This is a genomic window from Actinomadura rubrobrunea NBRC 15275 (genome assembly GCF_001552235.1).
GTDB classification, from domain to species: domain Bacteria; phylum Actinomycetota; class Actinomycetes; order Streptosporangiales; family Streptosporangiaceae; genus Spirillospora; species Spirillospora viridilutea.
Genome location: NZ_BCQU01000210.1, coordinates 1 through 1,227, shown reverse-complemented (window position 1 = coordinate 1,227; position 1,227 = coordinate 1). Strand labels below are relative to the sequence as shown.

At 72.1% G+C, this 1,227-nt stretch carries 2 protein-coding genes; both read left to right on the top strand.

Annotated elements, in window-relative coordinates:
- Positions 1-434: 434 nt before the first annotated feature.
- Complete coding sequence (rpsP, locus tag AR3_RS29060; RefSeq protein ID WP_067918823.1) at positions 435-911, top strand: 30S ribosomal protein S16; 477 nt, start codon at positions 435-437, stop codon at positions 909-911.
- Between the two features lies 1 nt (position 912).
- The gene (locus AR3_RS29055; protein WP_067918821.1) at positions 913-1,155 is read left to right on the top strand and encodes an RNA-binding protein; all 243 of its coding nucleotides are present in this window, start codon (positions 913-915) and stop codon (positions 1,153-1,155) included.
- Positions 1,156-1,227 lie beyond the last annotated feature (72 nt).

Here is a 1,227-nt window from a genome sequence, read left to right as displayed (position 1 = left end):
AGCAGCCCGCCGCCGCCCCGGACGGGGCCGCCCCCACGGGCCTGCCGCCCGGCCTCGGCGGCCTCGGCGGCCTGCCCCCGGGCCTCGGCGGGCAGCTGCCCCCCGGCTTCCAGATGCCCGACCTGGGCGATCTCCAGGGCCGCAAGAACAAGAAGAAGAAGTAGGCCGTAACGGCGCGAATCGCGTCGGGCGGCGCAAACGGCCGCGGCGCCGCGCCGCCCGTGCGGAGCCGATGCGGCGGCGCGGTCGGCGTGTCACGTCGCGATTGGGTTCTCGCGCGGATCGTCTGGCAGAATGGCAGGCTGGAAAACCGGATTCGCACAGGTGCCCTCTCTCGTCCTGCGCGGCCGGAGTCCATGGAGCGGTCGGTAGCCGGTATCCCCACCCGGCGAGACCCGCTCGGCCCTGTATGAAGTCTGGAGAACACCACACCCGTGGCAGTCAAGATCAAGCTCAAGCGTCTGGGGAAGATCCGGAACCCGGAGTACCGGATCGTCGTCGCCGATGCGCGCACCAAGCGCGACGGTCGGGCCATCGAGGAGATCGGCCTGTACCAGCCCAAGCAGGAGCCCTCGCTCATCAAGGTGAACTCCGAGCGGGTGCAGTACTGGCTGAGCGTGGGCGCGCAGCCGACCGAACCGGTGCTCAACATCCTGAAGATCACCGGCGACTGGCAGAAGTTCAAGGGCGAGCCCGGCGCCGAGGGCACGCTCAAGACCGCCGAGCCCAAGCCCGACAAGAAGGCCCTGTTCGAGGCCGCGGTCAAGGAGTCGCTCGGCGAGGAGGAGGCCCCCGCCACGACGGCCAAGTCCCGCAAGAAGTCCGAGTCCAAGAAGGGCAAGGGCGAGGACCGGGGCGAGGGCGCCGCGGCCAAGGCCGAGGAGAACACCGAAGCTAAGAGCGAGGGCTGACGTGCTCGAAGAAGCGCTCGAGCACCTGGTGCGCGGGATCGTCGAGCACCCGGACGACGTCCGGGTCAAGGCCCGCCGGATCAGGGGCGGCCGGGTCCTCGAGGTGCGGGTGCACCCCGACGACCTCGGCAAGGTCATCGGTCGCAGCGGTCGCACCGCCAAGGCCCTGCGCACCGTGATCGGCGCCCTGTCCGGGGGCCGGCACGTGCGCGTGGACCTGCTCGACCTGCACGAGGTCCGCTGACCGTGCGACCCCGCGCCGGCCGCGGTCCGGGGGCGGCGGAGCCCGCCGGGGGGCCGGGCGGCGCCTCGGCGC